This is a genomic window from Streptomyces sp. NPDC060184, from assembly GCF_042728795.1.
Classification (GTDB): domain Bacteria; phylum Actinomycetota; class Actinomycetes; order Streptomycetales; family Streptomycetaceae; genus Streptomyces.
The window spans coordinates 15074-36230 of sequence record NZ_JBHWYX010000055.1 but is presented as its reverse complement, the minus strand read 5'-3'; the positions used below and the strand labels follow the sequence as shown (position 1 = coordinate 36230).

Sequence of the window (21157 nt, the reverse complement as noted above, 5' to 3'; positions counted from 1 at the left end):
CCCGGCGGCTGCGCGCGACAGGGCCCGACGGCACGCGTTCGCGGCGCAGGCGGTCCCTGGTGGTCCGTCGCCACGCGGGCGTTCGCGCCTCTCCGGAACGCGGACCCGCCATGGTCTCGGTGGGGGGCTTCGGGGGGCTCCGTACCGTCCGGCGCGGCGATCGCGCGTCACGCGGCCGGGCGGGTTCCGCCGACGGAAACCCGTTCCGTCGCTCCCGGTGCCTAGGCTGTGTCCATGACCGACCCGGCCACCGGTACCCCCGAGCCTCCTCCGCCCTCTCCCTGGGAGCGTGGGCGTACCGCGCGTGCCCAAGGAGCTCCCGCGCGCCTGCCGCTGTCGCGCGACCGGGTCGTCGACGCCGCTTTCACCGTGCTCGACCGTGCGGGACTCGACGGCCTGTCGATGCGTCAGGTCGCGGCCGAACTGGGCGTATCGGCCTCGGCCCTCTACGCCCACGTCAGTTCCAAGGACGACCTCCTGGAACTGATGTACGCCCGCCTCTTCGACGGTTTCTCGATCCCCTCGCCCGATCCCGCCCGATGGCAGGAGCAGGTGCGTGACTACGCCCGGTCCGCACGGCAACGCCTCCTGGCCCACCGGGACATGGCCCGGATTTCGATGGCGCACGCCCCCTTCACCGCCGAACTGCTGCCGCACGTCGAAGCCGTGCTGGCGGTCTTCCGCGTCGCGGGCCTGCCCGACCGCATCGCGGCCCGGGCGGGCGACATCATCTCCACCTACATCGACGGCTTCGTCCTCGAGGAAGGCCTGTGGCGGGACCGGGATCGGAACCGGGACCGGGATCGGGGCGCGGGCCGCGAAGGTGACGACCCCTCTCCGGCCCCGTCCGACCGGCGCGAGATGGCGGGGGAGATGCAGACCTACTTCGCCTCCCTGCCGGCGGCGGAATTCCCCCATCTGCGCGCCCTGTCAGGGCTGCTGATGACGGACTCCTCCGAGGAGAGGTTCGACGTCGGCCTGGAGATCATCCTGAGGGGCCTCGCGAGCTACCTGCCGGACCCGAAGCGACGTCAGAACCCACAGGTTTAGTGCCGCGGACGGGCGGTGCTGCGCGGACGCCGTGCCGCCGCCCGGAGCCGTAGGCAGACCGGCCCGGTGCGTGACCGGGCCGGTCGCGCCGTCCGGTCAGTGCTGCAGGGTCAGCAGGCCCGGACGGTAGGGCAGGAGGCCGTAGTCGCCGCCGGAGCTGGGGCTGCGGCCCTGGTAGAGCAACTGCAGGTTGCAGGGGTCGACGGTCATGGTCTGATCGGCGCTCGTGCGGATCAGTTCGCCGTGGCTGATGTCGTTGGTCCAGGTGGCGCCGCTGTTGGCCTTACCGGCGAACGGGTTGCTCTCGGTCGCGGCCTGGGGTGTCCACGACCCGTTCAGACCGGTGGCCGTGAACGAGCGGAAGTAGCGGCCCTGCGAACCGATAGCCTCGACGATCATGAGGTACCGGTTCTGACCCTGCAGCTTGTAGACCTGCGGCGCTTCGAACAGGTTGTTCGTCGTGTCACTCATGACCACGGTGGAGGACGACCCGAAGCTGCCCGGGAAGTTCCCGATCGGCATGGAGGCCCGGTAGATCTTGCCGTTGTCGCCGGCGAAGAACAGGTACATGTTCGTCCCGTCACCGATGATCGTCTGGTCGATGGGTCCGGTCCCGGAGTCGCTGATGCTCCCGGAGAAGAGCACCTGCGGGGCTGACCAGCCGTTGGGGTTGGTGGGGTCGCTCGACGTCCGGTAGGAGAAGGCGGTCCCGCCCCACTGGTAGGTGAGCACCCAGATGCTCTTCGGCGCGAAGTAGAAGAGCGTGGGTGCGACGGTCGCGGACGACATCGTGTTCTGGCCGGCCGACGCCATGTCCGACCAGTTGGTGAACGGGCTGAAGTTCATCGAACCCCAGCTCGACCCGGTGTCGTGCGTCGTCGCGTAGACGAGCTGCTTGCCGTTGTAGGGGACGACGGTGAAGTCCTTGAGCGAGGCCCACCCCTGCTTGGGCTGCGCCAGAGCGCCCGTCGACGCCCAGCGGTAGGCCGACGGAAGGTCGCACGTGCCGGAGGTGTCGCCGCCGCCGACCTTGACCAGCTTCCACTGCTGGTTGGTGCCGCCCCAGTCGTCGTACTGGACGACGTTCGCGTTGTCGGCGGTGGAGGCGCCCTGTACTTCGAGAGCCTTGCCGCTGTGCCGCGAGATGAGCCTCACGTAGCCGTCGGAGCTGTCGGCCAGCTTCCACTGCTGGTTGGTGGCGTTCAGGTCGGTCCACTGGACGATCGAACCGCCGTTCGCGGTGGACCAGTTGTAGACGTCGAGCACCTTGCCCGAGTGGACGGACTTGACGCGGTAGTAGCCGTCACCGGAGTCGGTGAACTGCCACTGCTGCTGCTTCTGGTCGTTCCGGGTCCACTGGTCGATACGGGCGCCGTCCCCGGTCGCCAGGTTGTAGACGTCCAGGGCCTTGCCGCTGTTGCGGTTGACCAGTACGTACGAGGCGCCGGAATCGACCGTCGCCGCTTCGGCGGGCTGGGCCCCGAGGAAGCCGGCCACGAGCAACAAGGGTGCGAGGAGCGCGAGCAGGCGTTCCGGGCGGGCCGGGAACGCGTGGCGGAACCACATCAAAGGACCTCCTGGGAGGGGTCGGGGTGAGGTGACCCGACGGGCCGCGGTGCGGGTGCGGGAAGATCAAAGCTCTTTCGAAACATTGCGCAAAAACTTTGTTCTCGTGACGCCACAAGCTAGGAATGTGAGCGCTCGCAGTCAAGGTGTTGGGCAAATCTGTCTGGGATTCAGTCCGCCCGCGCCGGTGCGCACCGGTGTCGAACCTTGTGCGGAAAGCCTGTTGGCGGCCCGAGTCGGTCATGGGTGGCCGTGTCGGACGCCTGATGTGGGCTCGCTTATTGTGCGAAACTTTTCGAAGTGTTAGCGCAAACAATCTGTGCGCGAGGTATTGACGAGTCACCGTCAATACCTCAATCATCCCTGTCTGGGACACCGGACGTGGTTCGGCACGTCCCACCCCCGTCGGCTCCCGGCTGTCTCTGCCGTCCGGCAGATCCGCGCACAGCCGATCGGCGGATCCGGCACGACAGATCCGTGCACGACACGTACGACAGATCCGTGTACGACACGCACGACGGACGCGCGCACCCGCCGGTCTGCCCGTCCGCCGACCGCACGAGAGCGGACGACGCGGCCTTTGCGCTTCGTTCCTTCCGCAATCCCCCTATTTTTGGAGGCACAGCCATGGGCTCCTACTCCCTACCGAGATCCGCTCTCGGCCGGCCGCTCCGCGTTCTGCTGCCGGCGCTGCTCGTCGGCGTCCTGGGGGCGTCCGCCGCGCTGGTCGCACCGTCCAACGCGCACGCCGCCGAGACCACGCTCGGCACCGCGGCGGCGCAGAGTGGCCGCTACTTCGGCACCGCCATCGCCTCGGGCAGGCTCGGCGACTCGGCGTACACCTCGATCGCGTCCCGCGAGTTCAACGTGGTGACGGCCGAGAACGAGATGAAGATCGACGCCACCGAGCCGCAGCGGGGCCAGTTCAACTTCAGCAACGCCGACCGCGTCTACAACTGGGCGGTGCAGAACGGCAAGCAGGTGCGCGGCCACACTCTGGCCTGGCACTCCCAGCAGCCCAGCTGGATGCAGAGCCTGAGCGGCAGCTCGCTGCGCCAGGCGATGAACGACCACATCAACGGCGTGATGGCCCACTTCAAGGGCAAGATCGTCCAGTGGGACGTCGTGAACGAGGCCTTCGCCGACGGCAACTCGGGCGGTCGCCGCGACTCCAACCTGCAGCGCACCGGCAACGACTGGATCGAGGTCGCCTTCCGCACCGCGCGCGCCGCCGACCCGTCCGCCAAGCTCTGCTACAACGACTACAACATCGAGAACTGGAACTGGGCCAAGACCCAGGGCGTGTACAACATGGTCAAGGACTTCAAGTCCCGCGGCGTGCCGATCGACTGCGTGGGCTTCCAGTCGCACTTCAACAGCGGCAGCCCCTACGACAGCAACTTCCGCACCACCCTGCAGAACTTCGCCGCCCTCGGCGTCGACGTGGCCGTCACCGAACTCGACATCCAGGGCGCCTCGTCCACGACCTACGCCAACGTGGTCAACGACTGCCTGGCCGTCTCGCGTTGCCTCGGCATCACCGTCTGGGGCGTGCGCGACTCCGACTCCTGGCGATCGGGAGACGCGCCGCTGCTGTTCAACAATGACGGCAGCAAGAAGTCCGCCTACAGCGCCGTCCTCAACGCGCTCAACAGCGGCTCGTCCGGCGGTGGCGACGGCGGTGACGGCGGCGGTGACGGCGGCGGCCAGAGCGGACAGCTCAAGGGTGCCGGTTCCGGCCGCTGCGTGGACGTGCCCAACTCCGCCACCGCGGACGGCACCGCGGTCCAGCTGTACGACTGCCACAGCGCGGCCAACCAGCAGTGGGAGCTCACCTCCGCCGGTGAACTCCGGGTCTACGGCAACAAGTGCCTGGACGCCGCGGGCAGCGGCAACGGTGCCAAGATCCAGATCTACGGCTGCTGGGGCGCCGACAACCAGAAGTGGCGCCTCGGCTCCGACGGCTCCGTGGTCGGCGTCCAGTCCGGACTCTGCCTCGACGCCGTGGGAGCAGGCACCGGCAACGGCACGCAGCTCCAGCTCTACACCTGCTCGAACGGCAGCAACCAGCGCTGGACCCTGTCGTCCTGACACGGTCCGCCGCCGCCCTCCTCTTCCGAGAGGGACGGCGGCCGACCGCCCGGAGGGCCGCCGCCGTCACGGCGGCGGCCCGTACCGCGTGGACCGCCGCCCCGCCCGCGAAGTCGCCCCGGGGCGCGGCACGCGGAGCCCGGGACGGACGGACGAGCGAGAACCGAACCGCCGCCCGGATTGGCCTCACCGCGCCGGGCGGGCCGAAGGGAAGCATTTCTGTGCACATGTACGACAACCCGGTGATCAGCGGGTTCCACCCCGATCCGAGCGTGTGCCGGGCCGGTGACGACTACTACCTGGTGTGCTCCAGCTTCGAGTACTTCCCCGGGCTGCCCCTCTTCCACAGCAAGGACCTGGTGCACTGGGAGCAGATCGGCAACGTGCTCGACCGGCCCGGACAACTGCCCCTGCCCCTCCCCGGATCCAAGGCGTCCGGGGGACTCTACGCCCCCACGATCCGCCACCACGACGGCCGTTACTGGGTGATCAACACCAACATCGACGGGGGCGGCAACTTCGTCGTCTCCGCCGAGCGGCCCGAGGGGCCGTGGAGCGACCCCGTGTGGATCGACCTGACCGGGATCGACCCCGACCTGGCATGGGAGGAGGACGGCACCTGCTGGTGCGCCTTCTCCGGTCCCGAAGGCGGCATCAACCTGGCCAGGATCGACCCGGTCACGGGCGAAGTGCTGGAGGGGCCCTTCCCCACGTGGTCGGGGAGCGGCCTCAAGTTCCCCGAAGCGCCGCACCTCCACCGCGTCGGCGACTGGTGGTACCTGCTGATCGCCGAGGGCGGCACGGAACGCGGCCACAGCGTCTCCGTCGCCCGCAGCCGCTCGCCGCGCGGCCCCTGGGAGGGCGCGCCCGGCAACCCCCTGCTGTCCCACAGCGGCACCGCCCGCTCCATCCAGAACACCGGCCACGCCGACCTGGTGCAGGCCCCCGACGGCAGCTGGTGGATGGTGCTGCTGGGCGTCCGCCCCCGCGGCTTCACGCCCGACGTGCACGTGCTCGGCCGCGAGACGTTCCTGACCCCCGTGGAGTGGCACGAGGACGGCTGGCCCGTCGTGGCGCCCGTTCCCGAGCGCCACGCGGCCCCGGGCGGCGCCTGGCACCCCGTACCGGCCCCGCCCGCCCGCGACGACTTCGGCGCGGGCGTCCTCGCGCCGCACTGGATCTCGCCGTTCGCCCGCCCGGAAGGCTCCTGGTCGCTCACCGAGCGATCCGGCCATCTGGTCCTCCACGCCACCGGTCCCACCCTGGACACCCCCGGGTACACCTTCGTCGGCCGCCGCCAGCAGCACCACGACTGCCGCGCCGGCACCCTGACCGACCCGGGCACGGGACGCGGGGGACTCTGCCTGCGCCTGGACGAGGCCCACCACTACGAACTGGAGGCCGGGGACGCGGAGGTCACCGTCGTCGCCCGCATCGGGCCGCTGCGCCAGACCCTGGCCCGCAGGCCGGTCCCGGCCGGGCCGCTGCACCTCACCGTGACGATCCGGACGTCCGACCTCATTCCCGCGTCGCCCCACCTCACCGACGGCGGCACCACGGGCCCCGACACCATCGGCTTCTGGCTCGGCGATCCCGACGCCCCCGGCGCCCGTCCGATCGCGGAACTGGACGGGCGCTACCTGTCCACCGAGGTCGCCTGCGGCTTCACCGGCCGGGTGATCGGCATGTACGCCACCCGGGGCTCGGTCGCCTTCGACTGGTTCGAGTACGCACCGGCCCCGGCACCGTCCGTGTGACGCCGGGGGCGGGCGGACACCGCACCCCCGGTGCGCCCGCACCCGGTCCGCCCGCCCCCGCCGGAAGCGCTTCCCCGGTCCCCGGCAGGACCCTTCGGCAGGTGGGCTAACCTTTCCCCCATGCCGCCTCGACCAGCCGGATCGCGTCCCACACTGTCCCTGGTGGCCAAGACCGCCGGTACGAGCATTCCCACCGTGTCCAAGGTGCTGCGCGGCGGCACGGACGTCTCGTCGGAGACCCGCGCGAAGGTCATGGAAGCCGTGCAGGCCGTCGGCTACACCCGCCCGGCCGGGGCCAAGGGCGAGACCGCACGGGAAGAGGGCGGCCTCTCCCACGCGCTCGACCTCGTGGTCACCCACTTCGAGGGATCGTGGGCGAACCTGCTGATAGCCGGGGTCGGACGCGAAGCGGCGGCAGCGGGAATCGACGTCGTCCTGACCCTCGCGGAACCGGACGGCGACTGGGTGTCGCGCCTGCTGAGAAGGCGCACCATCGGAGTGATCGGAACATTGGTCGATCCCGCGTCGCGGCAGTTCGGCGCACTCTTCGCCGCGGGCGTCCCCGTGGTGCTCATCGACCCGATGAGCACGCCCCCTTCGGGAGTGGCGAGCATCGGAGTGGCGAACTGGGAGGGTGGCCGCATGGCCTGCGACCACCTCCTCTCCCTCGGCCATACGCGGATGGGGGTGGTCGCAGGACATGCACGCCACCTCTTCAGCAGGGCGCGCGTCGACGGTTTCCGTGCGGCGGCCGACACCACGGCCGTCGGCGACGCCACGGTGTCGGTGGCCCACGGCGGATGGAACCGCGCCAAGGCGGCGTCCGCCACCCACACCCTGCTCGACGGCGACCCGGGGATCACGGGCATCTTCGCCTGCGCGGACTCCATGGCACTCGGCGTCTACGACGCGGTGGCGGCCCGGGGCCTGCGGATACCCGAGGACATCAGCGTCATCGGGTTCGACGACCTCCCCGAGGCGCAGTACATCACCCCCGGCCTGACGACCGTCAGACAGCCCAGTACCGAGCTGGGCGCCGCGGCCGTCAAACGTCTGATCGAGCTCTCCCGGGGCGAGAACGCCGGTGTCCGGTCGCCCTCCCGCATGGAGCTGGCCACGGAGCTGGTCCTCCGCGCCTCCACCGGACCCGCCCCGGTGCCGTCCACCGGGCCCGCCCCGGTGCCGTCCACCGGGCCCGGCCCGGTGCCGTCCTCCTGATACCGGTACCGGCGTCTCCCACCCGGCCCGTACCGGCGCCGTCCTCCTGACCTGTAACGGCGCCGTCCTCCCGACCCGTACCGGCGGATCGCCGGAGGACCGCCCCCTCCCGCGTCAGCGCGGTGCCGGCGTCACGGCCTGGAGGACGAGACGGCTCGGACGGGCGGCGCCATGACGGATCGTGTACTCCGCCGCGGTGGGCTCGGCCGGCTCCCCGGACGGAGCGAAGGCATTGAGCCCGATGTCCCAGCGGGGCGACGAACTCGGCGCGACGTCGACGCGCACCCGGTGGCCCGGCAGGAACGTGTGCGCCGTCGACCAGAGGTCCACGACGAACTCGTGGTCCCGGCCCGGCTCCAGCGGCCGTCTCTCGCCCACGCCCGTGACCGGGTCGACCGACCGCGCCGACCCCCGCTGCACGCCGTCGGCGACGACACGGCTGCCGCCCTCCGGGGGTTCGTCGCACAGCCGCACGACAACGTCCGCGTCCGTTCCGGTGGTCGCCAGGTGGACGACGGCACGGACCGCGCCCATCACCGTGAGTTCCTCGGCGAGCGGCGCGGTGCGCCACGAGGCCACGTCCTGCCGCGCCTCGATCGCCGTCTGGTCGGCGGGGCCCGCCTCGAACGGCCCGAACAGGAGCACCGCACCGCCGCACGTCGGCACCGCGGACGCGGGATCGCTGGTCAGCAGCCGTTCGCCGGTCCCGGCAGGCGCCGTCGCCAGCACGCCCCCCTCGTTCAGATACAGCTCCAGCGTCCGCGTGCCGGGCGGGGGGAACTCCTCCGGTTCGATCCACCGGTTCGCGCCCATGAGGAACACGCGCACCGGCGGCACCTCCGCCGCGCCGCCGCGCAGGGTGGCGTCGAACCACCGCACGTGCTGCGCGGTGAGGTCCCCGCCGTGGAGACCGTCGGCGGACGCGCCCGGTCCGAAGTCCACACCGGCCGTCCGGCCCGAGAGGTTGTCGTGCGTCCAGGGGCCGATCAGAAGGCGGGGCACCGGCCCGCCGGTCTCCTTCGCGCGGCGCACCAGCCGTCGGTGGAGTTCCAGGGTCGACCCGAGGAAGACGTCGAACCACCCTCCGATCAGGAGGACCGGGACGTCGACCGCGTCGATCCGGTCGACGATCTTCCCCTCGCGGTGACGCGCCGACCCGAGCGGCTCCCGCAACAGGTCCAGGCCCCACCCGGCGATCGCCTCGACGTCAGGTCGCCCGTGCGGAGTTCCGGCCCGGAACGCGTCGCCGCCCGCGATCGCCCGCTCGGTCGCCTCCCACCGATTCCGTTCGGCCTCCCGGTCGTCGGCGGAACCGATGCGCGCGATCATGTCCGGGGCGATCGCGTAGTGCGTCCACGCCAGCGTGCTGCCAATCTCCGGCACCCCGCCGCGGAACCGGAAACCGTCGAGCGCGGACATCGCCGGCGTCAGCGCGGGAGCGATCGCCCGCAGCGCCGGTGCGCCCCCGAGCAGCGCGCTGAACTGGGTGTCCGAAGCGTAGGAGGCACCCCACATTCCGACGGTCCCGTCGCATTCGGGAAGCGCCGCGAGCCACGCCACGGCGTCGGCGCCGTCGGCCACCTCCTGCGCGCAGGGGACGAAGTCGCCTTCGGAACCGAAGCGGCCCCGGACGTCCTGGAGCGCGACGAGGTAACCGGCGGCGGCGAGGCGTTTGACGTCGATCGTCCCCTCGTGCTCCTCACGGGCCACGTCGTAGGGGTGACGGGTCAGCAGGGCCGGCCACGGGCCGGTCCCGTGCGGAACCAGCAGGAGGGTGCGGAGGCGCGCGCCGTCGCGCACCGTGCAGACCACCTCGCGGCGGTCGGCGATGGGGTCCGGCGGGTCACCCGCCGGACCCGGGCACGGGAGGGCGAACGGCTCCTGGACGGGGCTCGTGCCCTCGCTCATCGCAGGGCGACCGCCGTCCACGACGTCGGGGGCAGTTCGATGGTGAGCAGGCCGTCGACGAGCACGGCCGCGGTGTTCGCGACCGGGGTCACCCTGTCCCGGTGGGCCAGCGTGTTCCGGGCGTACACGTCGGGGTCGGCGAGCGTGACCGCCTCCGTGACGCGCGAGGAGCCGAGGCTGCGTACGTCGACCGTGACCTGCGCGGCTTCCGCCAGGTCACGGTTGACGAGAAAGACCGCTGCCCGGTCCTCGTCCGCCGTCGCGACGGCGTCGACGACGGGCACCTCCCCGTAGCGCGCCGTCTCGTAGATCGGTGCCTCGATCCGTGGGCGGATCACTTCGCCGGAGGCCAGCCGGCTCGTGATCGAGAACGGGTAGAACGTCGTCTGGCGCCAGGCCGGGCCGCCGGGTTCGGTCATGATCGGGGCGATCACATTGACCAGCTGGGCGAGGGACGCCGAGGTGACGCGGTCGCTGCGGCGCAGGAGAGTCATCAGCAGGTTGCCGACGACGACCGCGTCCGCCACCGAGTAGGCGTCCTCCAGGAGCCGGGGTGCGTGACGCCACTCGTGCTGGGCCTTGTCGGACTCCTGGTGCTCCTTGAGATACCAGACGTTCCACTCGTCGAAGGAGACGTCGATCTTCTTGGTGGAGCGCTTCTTGTGCCCCACGTGGTCGGCGGTCGCGACGACGGTGTCGATGAAGAAGTCCATGTCGGTCGCCGAAGCGAGGAAGGAGCCGAGGTCGCCGTCGTGCTCCTGGTAGTACGCGTGGCAGGAGACGTAGTCGACGTGGTCGTAACTGTGCTCCAGTACGGTGCGCTCCCAGTCGCCGAAGGTCGGCATGGCGGAGCCTGAGGAGCCGCAGACGACGAGTTCGAGGTCCTTGTCGGCCCTTTTCATCGCGGCGGCGGTGCGGGCGGCCAGCTTGCCGTAGTCGTCCGCCGTCATGAACCCGGTCTGCCAGGGCCCGTCCATCTCGTTGCCCAGGCACCACATCCGCACGTCGTGCGGCTCCGGTGTGCCGTTGGCGATGCGCAGGTCCGACAGGGCCGTGCCGGAGGGGTGGTTGGCGTACTCCAGCAGGTCCAGAGCGGGCAGGATGCCCCGGGTGGCCACGTTGACGGCCAGCATGAGTTCGGAGTCGGTGAGCCTGAGCCATCGGGCGAACTCGTCGAGGCCGACCTGGTTGGTTTCGAGCGAACGCCAGGCGAGGTCGCGGCGCACCGGGCGTGTCTCGCGCGGGCCGACGGCGTCCTCCCAGCGGAACCCGGAGACGAAGTTGCCGCCCGGGTAGCGGATGGTGGTGCTGCCGAGTTCCCGGACGAGTTCGACGACGTCCATGCGGAACCCGTCCTCGTTCGCGCTCGGGTGACCGGGCTCGTAGAGCCCCGTGTACACGCAGCGGCCGAGGTGTTCGACGAACGAGCCGAAGGTGCGCCGCCGTACGGGCGCGACGACGGCCTGTCTGTCGAGTTCGATGTGGGCGCGAGGCAATGCGGCGGTCCTTTCGCGGAGATGGCGCGGGGCTGGGCGGATTTGGCCGGGCAGCGTCCCGCCCCCCGCCAGGAAGGTCCGGGCGGGGTCCTGGTGGCGGGGTCAGCCCTTCACGGCACCGGTGAGGCCGCCGACGATGCGCTTCTCGAAGACCGAGAAGAAGATCAGGGCGGGCAGCATGGCGAGTGAGGTGAAGGCGAGGACCTTTGCGGTGTCCGTGGAGTACTGGGAGGAGAACACCTGGACGCCGAGCGGCAGGGTGTAGTTGGCCTGCGAGTTGAGGACGTACAGGGGCAGGAGGTAGTTGTTCCAGCTGCCGACGAATCCGAGGATGCCGACGGTGACCACGCCGGGCAGCGACAGCGGGATCACCATGCGGAAGAAGAACCCGAGCCGGCTCATGCCGTCGATCGCGGCGGCTTCCTCGATCTCGTTGGGGATGGCTCTGAGGAACGGCACCAGGATGATCACGGTCGTCGGCAGGCCGAAGGCGATCTGCGGGACGATCACACCGAGCAGGTTGTCGACGAGACCGAGGTCCTTGACGACGAGGTACAGCGGAGTGATCGCGATGACCATGGGGAACATCAGGCCGGCGGCGAACAGGGAGTACATCGCGCCCTTGAGCCTGAAGTCGTAACGTGCGATCACGAAGCTCACCATCAGGCCGAGGGCGACGATGCCCGCGGTGCTGGCGATCGCGACCACGAGGGAGTTGGCGAACTCGCCCCAGAAAACCGACGACTTCAGAATGCCCGTGTAGTTGCCGACCACCCAGGGGTGCGGCAGGGCCGCCGGATCAGTGGTGATCTGCGCGTTGGTGCGAAATCCACCGAGCACGATGTAGAGCACGGGTGCGACGCAGACGCCGACGAAGAGCAGCGCGACGAAGTAGGTGACGGGGCTGCCCCACTTCTGCGGAGTGCCGCGGCGGCCGGCGGCTGCCGTCGGCTCCAGCGCGGGGGAGGTCCGGAACGTGGTCTTCGCGCTCATCACAGGGTCCCTTCGGTGACGGCGCCCCGGAGGTCCCGGCGCAGGACGGTGCGCTGGTAGATCAGCGCGACGACGAGCGAGATGACGAACATCACTACGGCTACGGCGCTGCCGTAACCGTAGTTGCCCGCGTTGCGGCCCTGGGCGAGCATGTAGATCGCCATGGTCGAGGTGCCCGCCGTGCCCGAGACGTACGGTCCCCAGATGATGTAGACGAGGTCGAACAACTGCAGGGAGCCGATGATCGACAGGAAGGCCCAGATGCGGATCGTCGGTCCCAGCAGCGGCAGCGTGATGCGGCGCTGGATCTGCCAGAAGGAGGCACCGTCGATCTGGGCGGCCTCGAAGATCTCGTCGGGGATCGACTGCAGCCCGGCGAGCATCAGGATCACCGCGAAGCCGACGTACTTCCACGTGATGATGGCCACCAGCGTCCAGATGGCGAGGTCCGGGTCGGCTATCCAGTCGGCCGTCAGGGAGCTCAGGCCCATCCGGTGAAGGAGGTCGTTGGCGGCGCCGTTGCTCTGGAGCATCAGGCCCCAGCCGGTGCCGACGATGATCTCGGAGATGATGTAGGGCACGAAGACCAGGACGCGGATGACCGAGCGTCCGCGGATCTTCTGGTTGAGCAGGAGCGCGAGAACGATCGCCACCGGACCCTGGACGACCAGTGAGAGCACCAGGATCAGGCCGTTGTGCCACAGGACGTCGTGGAACGCGGGGTCGGTGAGGATCAGCTCGTAGTTGTTCAGGCCCACCCAGTCGGTGGGGGCTCCGTAGCCCTTCCACCGGTAGAAGCCGTAGTAGGCGGCGAGCGCGACCGGGAAGATCACGAACGCCAGGAACGTGAGGACCGCCGGCGCGGACAGGACCGCTATTTCGAGTCGCATCCTGGCACGGCCCCGGCGGTGCGCAGCCGCTCGCGGCGGAGCCGGGGGCACGGACGTGGCGGCGTCCCCGGCTCCGTGCGTGCCCTGCGACTGGCGGCCGTCGGCCGTGTCAGTACCCAGGGTGTCGCTCATGTCTGCTTACTCAGCCCTTCTCGGCGGCAGCTTTGACGTCCGCGACGATGTCGGATGCGGATCCCTTTCCGGCCATGAGGTTCACCACGGCGATGTTCATGGCGTTGCCGACGTTCTGGCCGTATACGGTGTCGAGGAACTGCATCGAATAGGCCGCCTTGTTGAAGGTCTCCAGTGCCGAGATGTTGTAGGACTCGGTGACGACGCCCTGGGCCTTCTTGTTCACCGGGACGGTGTCGAACGCCTGCGCGTAGGACTCCTGTTGCTCCTTGGTCACGACGAACTGGAGGAAGGACAGGGCTTCCTTCGGAGCGTTCCTGGAGAGGGAGTAGCCGCCGGCGCCGCCCATGATGGCGGTCGGGTCGCCCTGGCCGCCGGGCACGGCGGGGAAGGGGAACCATCCGAGGTCGGCAAGCGGCTTCTTCTGCGGGGTGAGGTCCCTGACCACACCGGGTTCCCAGTTGCCCATGAGCTCCATGGCCGCCCTGTGGTTGGCGATCATGCCCGCCGAGGAGCCGGCGCCCTGCTGCGAGGTCGCCGTCAGGAAGCCCTTCTGGAAGGGCTGCTCCTTCAGGAGTACGGCCAGGTCGTCCCCGGCCTCGGCCCAGCACGGGTCGTCGAACGTGAGCGACTTGGCGGCCTTCTGCATGGTCTCCTGGCTGCACTCGCGCACGACGAAGTTGTAGTACCAGTGCGCGGCCGGCCAGGCGTCCTTGGCGCCGACCGCGATCGGCGCCACCCCGATCGCCTTCAGCTTCGCGACGGCGTCCTTGAGTCCGTCCATCGTCGTCGGCGTCGAGGTGATACCGGCCTGCTTGAACAGGTCCTTGCTGTAGTAGATGCCCTCGGGCTGCGTGTCGAGCGGCATCGCGTAGACCTTGCCGTCGATCGAGACACCTTCGAGGGCCGCCTCGCCCACGTTCTCCCTGTCGGTACCGGTCAGTTCCAGCGACTGGATCTGCCCGGCCTCGACCATGGCCTGCATCTTGCCGCCACCGCGCTGGAGGAAGATGTCGGGCGCGGAGTTCGAGTTGAGCGCGTTCTGCAGCTTGCCGTCGAGGTCCTCGTTCTGGACCGACTGGATCTTGATCGTGACGTCCGGGTGCAGGGCTCGGTACGCCTTCGCGGCGTCCTTCCAGTACTGCGCACCGCGGCCTTCCATCGCGTTCGTCCAGAGCGTCACCGTGCCCTGGCCGTCGGACGAAGCGCCGCCGCCGCCGTCACCGCCGGCGCAGCCGGCAGCGACGAGTGCGACGCACAAGCCGATCGCGGCAGCGCTCGCGCTGCGGGTTCTCCTCGTCATCGTGGGAACTCCCTGATCTGTTGTGAGTGGTTCAAGTGCGGTTGGTTTTGCGCAAATTCATGGGGCGTCCGCGAAGCCGGAGCCAGGTGTACCGCCTGAAATGAGCATGAGGCAACGGATAGTTTTCGCAAGATGCGCGATCGTTATCGATCGCGCCGGCCATCGTGCGCGAGTATGAGCGGGTGCCGCGACGATCAGGGACGTACCCGGTCGCGGTCATCCGGGCCACGCGCGCCGCCAGGACGCCGGAGACCGGCAGGCGGACCGCTCGACGTCTTGACACCGTTTTCTCGATCTCCCTACGGTGCGCGGCACGTTGAGCGAGAGCCGGTCGTTCCGCCCGTCCGTCCCGGCGCGTCCCGCACCACACCACGGGAAAGGAACCCCCACCATGCGGATCGTCGTCCCCCGGCAGCCGATTGCCCGGCTCTCCGAAGCCTGGCGCCAGTGCGTCGGCACGGGCCGCCTCGACCTCGCGCTGCGGCGCGACTACCAGGAATCGCTCGATCTCGTCCAGCGGGAGATAGGTTTCCGGTACATCCGGGGACACGGTCTGCTCAGCGACGGCATGGGCGTCCACCGCCCCTACGACTACGCGGGCGAGCGGCGCGTGCGTCACGCCTTCACGTACGTCGACCAAGTGGTCGACGCCTACCTGGAGATGGGGATCGCGCCCTTCCTGGAACTCGGCTTCATGCCGTCCGGGCTCGCCTCCGGCGAGGACACCGTTTTCTGGTGGAAGGGCAACGTCACTCCTCCTCGCGACGAGAAGGAGTGGGCCGACCTCGTCCGCGCCGTCATCGGGCACCTGGTCGACCGCTATGGCATCGACCAGGTGCGCCAGTGGCCGATCGAGGTGTGGAACGAGCCCAACCTGGTGCCGTTCTGGGCCTCGGACCAGGACGCCTACCACCGCCTCTACGAGGTGACCTCGCTGGCCGTCAAGGAGGTCGATGCCCAACTCCAAGTCGGTGGACCCTCATTGGCGCCGGGCTACGAGGACGGATGGATCCAGCGCTTCGCCGAGTTCGTCGACTCCCACGACGTGCCCATCGACTTCGTGAGCCGCCACGCCTACTCGTCCGGCCCCGTCCAGTCCGTGCCGTTCGGCGCGCACCAGACGCTCATGCCCGCGTCGGCGCTGCTCGAGCAGTTCGGCGCCCCGCGAAGGCAGTTGGCGGGCACCGGACTCGCGGACCTGCCCCTGCACATCACCGAGTTCAACTCCTCGTACCGGCCGGACAACCCGATCCACGACACCGCGTTCCACGCGGCGTACCTGGCACCAGTGCTGGTGAACGGAGGCGACCTCGCTGACTCCTTCTCGTACTGGACCTTCAGCGACGTGTTCGAGGAAGTGGGCATCCCCACCGCACCGTTCCACGGCGGATTCGGTCTGCTGACACACCGGCAGATCAAGAAACCCACCTACCACCTGTACGCGTTCATGGCAGAGATGGGCGAGCAAGTCCTCGCCCGCGGCGAGGACCACCTGGTGACCCGACACGGCGACGGACGCGTCACGGTGCTGGCCTGGGCGCCGGCCGACCCCGCCGGCGGTGAACCCGTGAACGGCCACACTGTCCGGCTGTCCCTGCCCGTCGGTGCTCCCGACACGCCCAACTCCGCCTTCGTCCGACGCCGTTCCGTCAGCGAGGACGCCGGCAACTCCTGGGCGGCCTGGTGCGAGATGGGGCGACCGCTCGCGCCCGGCAAACGCCTGCTCGACGCCCTGCGCGAGGCCGCCGAGCCGGCCCGCTCGCACTGGAGCGTGCCCGTCACCGCCGGGCGCGCCGACGTGGACCTCGTCCTGAGCCGCCACGAGGTGACGTTGGTGGAGCTCACGCCGGTCGTCGACGAGACGCCGGAATGGTGGAGCGAGGACCGGCTGTTCGGCCTCGGTGGCGAGTACGCCGAGTACGCCGAGTACGCCGAGGACACCGCGAACGGGTCGTGAACCCCGCGCCGCCGGCCCGCCCGTTCGTGGGCCGGCGGCATGCCGGGACCGCGCGGCTCGCCCGGGGCGGCTGTCCTGCGGCTGTCCTGCGGCTGTCCGGTGGCCGGACATGCCAGGCTGTGGGCATGGTCGCCCCTCGGTACCGGCGCCCGGGACGGAACACCCTTCCCGGGCGGCTCGGAGCCTGGCGGGGCGTCCGCCGGGGCCCGTCACTCCGACGGCCCCCGCACACCGATCCGTCCGCATGCCGGTTCGTTCGCACGTCGGTCCGTTCGCACACGGATTCGCCCGCGTGCCGACCCACCCGCATGCCGATTCGCCTGCACAGCGCGAGGAGATTCCATGACCGTATCCGACCGTTACCGCACCGCCTGGGAAGGCTTCTGGGAGCAGAGTTCAGGCGAGCAGGGCGAACCCTTCTGGGACGCGGATCCGGCCCTGACCGCACGCCGCGACCTCGAACACCTCGACCCGTACGCCGACCCGACCCTGCCGGTCGCCGACCTCGGGTGCGGCAACGGCACCCAGACCCGCTTCCTCGCCACCCGTTTCACCCCCGCCGTCGGCGTCGACCTCTCCGCCGCCGCCATCGCCCACGCCCGCCGGACCGATCCGGGCGGAGCCGCAACGTATGAGCAACTCAACCTCGTCGACCCGGTGCAGGCCGGCAGGCTGCACGAGCGCCTCGGCGACACCAACGTCTACATGCGGGCCGTCCTGCACCAGAGCGACCCCGAAGACCGCCCCGCGGTAGCCGCCGCCATCGCCCGGCTGGTCGGCGCGCACGGCCGAGCCCTGATCCTTGAGCCGACGGGCCAGGCCAAGGCCGTCATCGCCGCCGTCGCCGCTCAGCCCGGCGGCCCTTCCGCCAAACTGCGCCAGGTCATCGAACATGACCTGCGCCCGGGCGAAGTCGCCGAGGGTGAGGTTGCCGCCCTGCTGCGGGCAGCGGGACTCACCATCCTCGGCGAAGGCGCCACCGCCCTCACCATGAGCGAGACCCACCCCACCGGCTCCCCGGTCGAACTCCCCGCCCGCTGGTTCGTCGCCGGCCGCCCCTGAACCGGATCCTGTACGGCGGCCCCCTGACGCGGGAACTGGGTTCCGTGACACGGGGTTCACCTCGGCGCGTGACCGTTGCCGGAGGTGGCGTGTGTGATCGACGGGGCGTGAGGGCTGGAGCTTCTGAACCTCGCCTCGCCAGAGGAGCGCCGACGGTGAACCGGCTGGTGATGAAGCCGTAAAGTGAGCAGGCGACCTCCCACAGCTTCTGGAACACCGCTCCGGTGCCCAGGAGATGGCATCACCCGCCGACAACCGCCCGAGCGGGCACGATGGTTACGGGCGAGCCTTACACTCGCTTCGCTACGACAATAGGGTGGGAAGCATGGGCAGCGAAGCTCGGCAAAGAGACTGCAATGCGGTCGGATAAGGGCAGGTCGCGAAGGGTCCTCTCCGCGCGAGCGGAGGTGAGCCGAACAACGCGTCCATCGGGCAGTGGTCGGCCGCGTCCTCTCCGCGCGAGCGGAGGTGAGCCGCAGGCGATCCTCAAGCAGGAGGACTCCCGCCTGTCCTCTCCGCGCGGGCGGAGGTGAGCCGTACGGGCCGGTCATGGTGCTCGATCCGACGGGGTCCTCTCCGCGCGGGCGGAGGTCGGCGGCTTGAAACAGCCACTGTCGCCTGAGGGCATGCTCGCGAAGAGACCGGTTCGTCCTTCGTGGAAGAGCCTCAGGCTGGTCCGGCTCGGGATGGTGACGTCGTACGTCGAAGTCCCGTACGCCGGTCCGCACGCCGGTCCGGGGCCGATGATGTCGAATCGGCGAGCACGCACCCGTGCGGGTTCGATGGTCTCTCGGGTTACTCGTGGCCCAGGTCGTGATCAGGGCCGGGAGTGCGGTCGGCCACCTTGGACGGTCGATTGCGGGTCGGGGCCGGGAGCTGTCATGTCGAGCAGGAGCATGGCGTCGTGGTCGGGTGTGCCGGGGTCGGCGGTGTAGGCGCCGAGGCGCTGACCGGGTGTGCCTTCGATGTTCATGCTTTGGCCGCTGAGGGTGAGGATGCCGACCTGCGGATGGTTGAAGGTCTTCTGGATCTTCTTTCGTCCGATGACCTCGTAGCGGTCCCACAGCTTCGCGAAGTCGGGGCTCTTCAGAAGAAGCTCGCCGACCAGGCTGGTGAGATCGGGAGCGTCGGGGTTGAGGCCGGCTTCGGCACGCAGCCGTGCCACGCAGCCGCGGACCTGGGTGTCCCAGTCGGGGAACAGCTGCCGTGAGTTGGGGTGGAGGAAGAGGTAGCGGGCCAGGTTCCGCTGTTTTACGGGCCAGTCGGCGATGCCCGCGTACAGCGCCAGCCCGCCGGGGTTCCAGGCGAGCAGGTCCATGCTGCGGCTCACGATGTAGGCGGGATTCGGCCGCATCGTCTCCAGCAGCAGCGTCAAGTGCGGGGCAACGGTCCGGCTCGGTGCGGGAGGCGGCTCGGGGGCGAAGCGCGCGGCCCGTGCCGCCAGCTCGCGCAGATGGTGGTGCTCGGCATCGTCGAGGTGAAGGGCTCGGGCCAGAGCATCGACGACCGCAGGGCTGGGGCGCGTCTCCTTGCCGCGTTCGATGCGGGTGTAGTAGTCGATGCTGACCCCCGCGATGGTCGCCAGCTCCTCGCGGCGCAGGCCGGGAGTGCGCCGCACGCCGGACCCGGGGGTGAGACCGACACTCTCGGGGCTCGTCTGGGTGCGGCGGGCACGCAGGAAGCGCGCCAGTTCGTCGCCGTTCGTCTGCTCGGATGCCATGGTTCCAGTGTCGCTCCGCGGCCCCGGACGGGCGGGCCACGAGGGGGGCCCTGCCACACCCAGGCTGGCCACGCCCCGGCAAGGCTCGGCCTGCCTGCGCGCGACGGAACCAGGCACGGTGGGTCAGGTCACCCCCTCCACCGTTCACCAGGAGCGTCCTCCCATGCCCACCCCCCTCGCCCCGACCGCCCCCAGGGCGGAACAGGCCGCAGCCACGCCGCGTCCGCACCGTCCCGGTGCCGGTGTGGCGCTGGGGGCGGCACTCCTGGGCTTCTTCGTGATCACGCTGGACGCCCTGGTGGTCAACGTGGCACTGCCGTCCATCCGGGACAGCCTCGGCGGTGGCATCACGGGGCTGCAGTGGGTGGTGGACGGCTACACCCTGATGTTCGCCGCCTTCCTGCTCTCGGCGGGCTCACTGACCGACCGGATGGGGGCCCGGCGTACGTTCGGGGCGGGGCTGCTCCTGTTCGTCGCGGCCTCCGCGGTCTGCGGTCTGGCACCGAACCTGGGCCTGCTGATCGGCGCGCGTCTGGTGCAGGGCGCGGGTGCCGCGGTGATCGTCCCGTCCTCCCTGGCCCTGATCCGGGAAGCCTTCCCGGACGCGCGCGAGCGGGCGAAGGCGATTTCCGTCTGGGCCCTGGGCGGCTCCGCCGGATCGGCGGCGGGACCAGTCGCGGGCGGGCTCCTCAGCCAGCTCGACTGGCGGCTGATCTTCTTCGTCAACGTACCCGTCGGCCTGATCGCCCTGGCCCTGCTGCTGCGCACCGAACACTCGCCCCGCGCGGCGAAGGCGCCGTTCGACTGGACCGGGCAGCTCACGGCCGTGATCGCGATGGGCGCCCTGACCTACGCGGCGATCGAGGCCGGTGGCGAGGGCTTCACCGCTCTGCGGGTGATCGTCGCACTCTTGCTGGCGGTGGCCGCCGCCGTGGTCTTCGCACGGGCGCAGGCCCACGGCCGTCACCCGATGGTCGGCACGGCCCTGCTCCGCGACCGGACCATGGTGCTCGCCTCCGCCATCGGCTTCGCCCTCAACGTGGGCTTCTACGGAATGATCTTCCTGCTCAGCCTGTACCTCCAGCAGGCCAAGGGGATGTCCGCGCTCGCCACCGGGCTGGCGTTCGTGCCGATGACGCTGCTGACGGCCACCGTCAGCCCCACCGCGGCCTGGTTCGCTTCCCGTTTCGGCTCCCGCATGCCGGTGATCACCGGACAGGTCGCCATGGCGGCGGGGCTGGTCCTGCTTGCGCTCGTACCCGCGTCGGCACCGGTCTGGCTGCTGGTCGCCGCGATGATCCCGGTCGGCGCGGGCGGCTCCCTGGCGGTCCCCGCCCTGACCTCTCTGCTCCTCGACCACGTGGCGCCCGAACGGGCCGGTACGGCCACCGGCGTACTCAACACCTCCCGCCAGGTCGGCGGCGCGCTCGCCGTCGCGATCTTCGGCGCGCTCATCGCCCACCCCGACCGGCTCTCGACCGGCCTCGACACCAGCCTCTGCATCGCCGCCGTCGCGGTTCTGCTCACCACCGCAGCGAGCTTCCTGCTCCGCCCGGTGGCCCGTACCTGAGCAGAAGAAGGCGACAGGTGGGACCAGAGCCCGCCGGACGACGCCGCCGGGGCGTGGCCGAGAACCATGGCCTCGCGGGGGGCTCGCCGTCTTCTTCCTTCTCCATCCGGACCGCCGCCGCTGCCGGGCGGCTCGGCAAGCACCGGCCGGCCGACTGACCCCTACACACGCACACTGGGGGAGCGGCCGGATTTCTCAGTCTGGATCATTGCCCGGCGGAGCGAACGCAGAATTGCCGCCGAGCCGGCGGGCGACGGTGGGCGCGGGCGGCCCCGGAGGTGCTGCGAAGGTCTGACGCCGTAGCGGTGGAGGTCCGGGAGGGCTCACGAAGCCTCTCGCCATACCTGATGATCTGTCGGTCACGTCGGCAAGTGGTCAGCATGAGTCCAGAAAAACCTGGGGAATGCTGCCCGGACATGCGAATCGTTGTAGGGTGGGCGGACA

The 21157-nt window shown here is 70.1% G+C and carries 14 protein-coding genes; 7 read left to right on the top strand and 7 right to left on the bottom strand.

The window, feature by feature from the left end; all coding sequences use genetic code 11:
• The first annotated feature begins 234 nt into the window (after positions 1-234).
• Positions 235-1050 (top strand): TetR/AcrR family transcriptional regulator, encoded by an 816-nt coding sequence (locus tag ACFWEE_RS28460; protein ID WP_386893364.1) that lies wholly within the window; start codon positions 235-237, stop codon positions 1048-1050.
• Positions 1051-1146: 96 nt separating this feature from the next.
• Here the strand turns inward: ACFWEE_RS28460 and ACFWEE_RS28455 are convergent, their stop codons facing one another.
• Entirely contained in the window at positions 1147-2616 is a 1470-nt protein-coding gene (locus tag ACFWEE_RS28455) for a non-reducing end alpha-L-arabinofuranosidase family hydrolase (protein WP_386893363.1), read from the bottom strand.
• Positions 2617-3243: 627 nt separating this feature from the next.
• Between ACFWEE_RS28455 and ACFWEE_RS28450 the strand changes: the two genes are divergently transcribed.
• From ACFWEE_RS28450 to ACFWEE_RS28440, 3 genes are all read left to right on the top strand, one after another.
• A complete protein-coding gene (locus ACFWEE_RS28450; RefSeq protein WP_386893362.1) occupies positions 3244-4707 on the top strand; it encodes an endo-1,4-beta-xylanase in 1464 nt (487 codons plus the stop codon).
• 227 nt (positions 4708-4934) lie between these two features.
• Complete coding sequence (locus ACFWEE_RS28445; RefSeq protein WP_386893360.1) at positions 4935-6464, top strand: glycoside hydrolase family 43 protein; 1530 nt, start codon at positions 4935-4937, stop codon at positions 6462-6464.
• A 162-nt stretch (positions 6465-6626) separates the two neighbouring features.
• Positions 6627-7682 carry a LacI family DNA-binding transcriptional regulator gene (locus tag ACFWEE_RS28440; RefSeq protein ID WP_386893359.1) on the top strand — a complete coding sequence of 352 codons (1056 nt, stop codon included), beginning with the start codon at positions 6627-6629 and terminating at the stop codon, positions 7680-7682.
• 114 nt (positions 7683-7796) lie between these two features.
• Here the strand turns inward: ACFWEE_RS28440 and ACFWEE_RS28435 are convergent, their stop codons facing one another.
• From ACFWEE_RS28435 to ACFWEE_RS28415, 5 genes are all read right to left on the bottom strand, one after another.
• Positions 7797-9590 carry a CocE/NonD family hydrolase gene (locus ACFWEE_RS28435; protein ID WP_386893357.1) on the bottom strand — a complete coding sequence of 598 codons (1794 nt, stop codon included), beginning with the start codon at positions 9588-9590 and terminating at the stop codon, positions 7797-7799.
• Positions 9587-11086 (bottom strand): alpha-N-arabinofuranosidase, encoded by a 1500-nt coding sequence (locus ACFWEE_RS28430; protein WP_386893355.1) that lies wholly within the window; start codon positions 11084-11086, stop codon positions 9587-9589. The genes ACFWEE_RS28435 and ACFWEE_RS28430 overlap by 4 nt, the downstream gene beginning before the upstream one ends.
• 102 nt (positions 11087-11188) lie before the next feature.
• A complete protein-coding gene (locus ACFWEE_RS28425; protein ID WP_386893354.1) occupies positions 11189-12079 on the bottom strand; it encodes a carbohydrate ABC transporter permease in 891 nt (296 codons plus the stop codon).
• Entirely contained in the window at positions 12079-13101 is a 1023-nt protein-coding gene (locus ACFWEE_RS28420; RefSeq protein WP_386893353.1) for a carbohydrate ABC transporter permease, read from the bottom strand. The genes ACFWEE_RS28425 and ACFWEE_RS28420 overlap by 1 nt, the downstream gene beginning before the upstream one ends.
• Positions 13102-13111: 10 nt before the next feature.
• Positions 13112-14404 (bottom strand): ABC transporter substrate-binding protein, encoded by a 1293-nt coding sequence (locus tag ACFWEE_RS28415; protein WP_386893351.1) that lies wholly within the window; start codon positions 14402-14404, stop codon positions 13112-13114.
• Positions 14405-14795: 391 nt separating this feature from the next.
• Between ACFWEE_RS28415 and ACFWEE_RS28410 the strand changes: the two genes are divergently transcribed.
• Both ACFWEE_RS28410 and ACFWEE_RS28405 read left to right on the top strand, forming a co-directional pair.
• Positions 14796-16361, top strand: coding sequence for a xylan 1,4-beta-xylosidase (locus ACFWEE_RS28410; protein ID WP_386893350.1), 1566 nt, complete (start codon positions 14796-14798; stop codon positions 16359-16361).
• A 342-nt stretch (positions 16362-16703) separates the two neighbouring features.
• The gene (locus ACFWEE_RS28405; protein WP_386893348.1) at positions 16704-17423 is read left to right on the top strand and encodes a class I SAM-dependent methyltransferase; all 720 of its coding nucleotides are present in this window, start codon (positions 16704-16706) and stop codon (positions 17421-17423) included.
• Positions 17424-18240: 817 nt separating this feature from the next.
• Here the strand turns inward: ACFWEE_RS28405 and ACFWEE_RS28400 are convergent.
• Entirely contained in the window at positions 18241-19143 is a 903-nt protein-coding gene (locus tag ACFWEE_RS28400) for a helix-turn-helix transcriptional regulator (protein ID WP_386893346.1), read from the bottom strand.
• Between the two features lie 163 nt (positions 19144-19306).
• Here ACFWEE_RS28400 and ACFWEE_RS28395 point away from each other — a divergent pair, with 163 nt between their 5' ends.
• Complete coding sequence (locus ACFWEE_RS28395; RefSeq protein ID WP_386893344.1) at positions 19307-20713, top strand: MFS transporter; 1407 nt, start codon at positions 19307-19309, stop codon at positions 20711-20713.
• Positions 20714-21157: the final 444 nt, after the last annotated feature.

Excerpts from the sequence above, each read along its gene's own strand:
- ACFWEE_RS28415 (WP_386893351.1), bottom strand. The coding sequence starts at position 14,404 with ATGACGAGGAGAACCCGCAGCGCGAGCGCTGCCGCGATCGGCTTGTGC.
- ACFWEE_RS28410 (WP_386893350.1), top strand. The coding sequence starts at position 14,796 with ATGCGGATCGTCGTCCCCCGGCAGCCGATTGCCCGGCTCTCCGAAGCC.
- ACFWEE_RS28425 (WP_386893354.1), bottom strand. The coding sequence starts at position 12,079 with ATGAGCGCGAAGACCACGTTCCGGACCTCCCCCGCGCTGGAGCCGACG.
- ACFWEE_RS28395 (WP_386893344.1), top strand. The coding sequence starts at position 19,307 with ATGCCCACCCCCCTCGCCCCGACCGCCCCCAGGGCGGAACAGGCCGCA.
- ACFWEE_RS28420 (WP_386893353.1), bottom strand. The coding sequence starts at position 13,101 with ATGAGCGACACCCTGGGTACTGACACGGCCGACGGCCGCCAGTCGCAG.
- ACFWEE_RS28405 (WP_386893348.1), top strand. The coding sequence starts at position 16,704 with ATGACCGTATCCGACCGTTACCGCACCGCCTGGGAAGGCTTCTGGGAG.
- ACFWEE_RS28445 (WP_386893360.1), top strand. The coding sequence starts at position 4,935 with ATGTACGACAACCCGGTGATCAGCGGGTTCCACCCCGATCCGAGCGTG.
- ACFWEE_RS28455 (WP_386893363.1), bottom strand. The coding sequence starts at position 2,616 with ATGTGGTTCCGCCACGCGTTCCCGGCCCGCCCGGAACGCCTGCTCGCG.
- ACFWEE_RS28400 (WP_386893346.1), bottom strand. The coding sequence starts at position 19,143 with ATGGCATCCGAGCAGACGAACGGCGACGAACTGGCGCGCTTCCTGCGT.
- ACFWEE_RS28435 (WP_386893357.1), bottom strand. The coding sequence starts at position 9,590 with ATGAGCGAGGGCACGAGCCCCGTCCAGGAGCCGTTCGCCCTCCCGTGC.
- ACFWEE_RS28450 (WP_386893362.1), top strand. The coding sequence starts at position 3,244 with ATGGGCTCCTACTCCCTACCGAGATCCGCTCTCGGCCGGCCGCTCCGC.
- ACFWEE_RS28460 (WP_386893364.1), top strand. The coding sequence starts at position 235 with ATGACCGACCCGGCCACCGGTACCCCCGAGCCTCCTCCGCCCTCTCCC.